The sequence below is a fragment of the Coprococcus intestinihominis genome (genome assembly GCF_040096555.1).
In the GTDB taxonomy this organism is placed as follows: Bacteria; Bacillota; Clostridia; order Lachnospirales; family Lachnospiraceae; genus Coprococcus_A; species Coprococcus_A intestinihominis.
On sequence record NZ_JBBMEK010000444.1, the window covers coordinates 1 to 1,328 of the forward strand.

Sequence of the window (1,328 nt, forward strand, 5' to 3'; positions counted from 1 at the left end):
TAACCTTTCTATTTTTAAAAATATATTTGACATTTCCGGTAAAATATCCCTATTATATAGTTGTTTTTGATTTACAGAAGAAAGGATACACTAAAATGATTCATATAAGACTTGCCAGTAAAGAAGATATCCAGAATATCATGCCCCTCTACGCCTATGCCAGAAAATTTATGGCTGCCAACGGCAATCCCCATCAATGGAACGGCAATTATCCTGCTTCAGAAGACATCCTGAAAGACATTGCCAATGGCAATTATTATGTCTGTACGCCGGATAATGCGCCGGAGAAAATTGTGGGCGGTTTTGCTTTCATTATAGGAAGAGAACCGAATTATGCCGTCATTGAAAATGGTGCCTGGCACTCCGATCAGCCTTACGGCACAATTCACCGGATTGCCTCCAACGGTCAGACCAAAGGCATTGCCCGAGCCTGCTTTGATTTCTGTCATAACAAAATAGACTGTCTGCGCATTGATACCCACGCTGACAACAAGCCAATGCAAAATGCCATCGACAGTTATGGCTTCCGCTACTGCGGAATTATCCATGTCGCCGACGGCACACCAAGAAATGCCTATGATTTAGTTTAATCTTCATCGTGACGTATTCGCATGTAAAATTGCTGCGCAGTGCCCTATCCGGCAATCAGCATACACAGTGGCATTGTCAGGATTGAAAGCAGCGTTGTCACTGTAAAAAGCTCTGTCGCATAATGATCATCACGCTCATACATAATCGCCATCGTAATCGTCATGGCACCCATTGCAAAATCAATACTTTCCGACAGACGAATCTGAAAAATAAAGAATACCATACCTGCGATGACCGCAATGAGGCACGGATTAATCAGCTTCTTCAGCTGAAAACCGCCTTTATCCAACAGCATGATGCCACGTGTCCAGCAGAAAATATGAGAAACAGCGACAAACACGGTTGCATAGATAACACCGATATTTCCAAAAAGCGCATAACCAAGCGGAACCCCTATAAATCCACAGTTATCATAGGTCACTGCAAACTTCTCGATTGACAGATCATACCCTTCTCTCTCATGCAAAAGGAAATGACCAATCATAATGGAAATCAGATAACTGATGACGGCCAACACAAAAAGAAGGCCCATTTTTTCAACTCATATAATCCCCCATAATTCATTGTCAAATATAACGTTATTATCTTCACTTTTACTATGAGTATAGCAATCGGAAGATGCAATGTAAAATGCCCATTTTGATATTGAGGTATAACCGCAGCGACATAACTTATTGCATTTTTGCATCCGATTTATTTAAAACCCTAAAAACAGCAAAAGGCCGCAGCCCAAATAG

2 protein-coding genes are annotated in these 1,328 nt (G+C 41.3%); one reads left to right on the top strand and one right to left on the bottom strand.

Going from position 1 to position 1,328, the window contains the following annotated elements:
• Positions 1 to 95: 95 nt before the first annotated feature.
• The gene (locus WMO25_RS18080) at positions 96 to 590 is read left to right on the top strand and encodes a GNAT family N-acetyltransferase (protein WP_227081317.1); all 495 of its coding nucleotides are present in this window, start codon (positions 96 to 98) and stop codon (positions 588 to 590) included.
• A gap of 44 nt (positions 591 to 634) precedes the next feature.
• On the opposite strand, the gene WMO25_RS18085 is transcribed toward WMO25_RS18080, so the two are convergent.
• Positions 635 to 1,123 (bottom strand): AEC family transporter, encoded by a 489-nt coding sequence (locus tag WMO25_RS18085; protein WP_349086616.1) that lies wholly within the window; start codon positions 1,121 to 1,123, stop codon positions 635 to 637.
• Between the last annotated feature and the right edge of the window lie 205 nt (positions 1,124 to 1,328).